We start from the raw sequence: 255 nt of genomic DNA, 5'->3' as shown, positions 1-255 counted from the left end.
CGCAATCGCCCCGCCGTTCACGTTGATCTTCGACGTGTCCCAGCCCATCTGCTTGTTCACGGCCAGCGCCTGCGCCGCGAACGCCTCGTTGATCTCCATGAGATCGAGGTCGTTCACCGACCAGCCCGCGCGCTCCAGCGCCCGCTTCGACGCCGGCACCGGGCCCATGCCCATCACCTTCGGATCGACGCCGCCGCTGGCGTACGCCTTGATGCGCGCGAGCGGCGTGAGGCCCAGCGCCTCGGCCTTCTTCGC

General features: G+C 69.4%; 1 pseudogene. It reads right to left on the bottom strand.

The window, feature by feature from the left end:
• Positions 1-255, bottom strand: a pseudogene (locus tag AB4Y42_RS44710) (acetyl-CoA C-acetyltransferase); the annotation flags it as partial.

Source organism: Paraburkholderia sp. EG286B (assembly GCF_040965655.1).
Lineage (GTDB): Bacteria > Pseudomonadota > Gammaproteobacteria > Burkholderiales > Burkholderiaceae > Paraburkholderia.
Note: the sequence above shows the minus strand (reverse complement) of the source record. Positions and strands in the feature narration are given on the sequence as shown.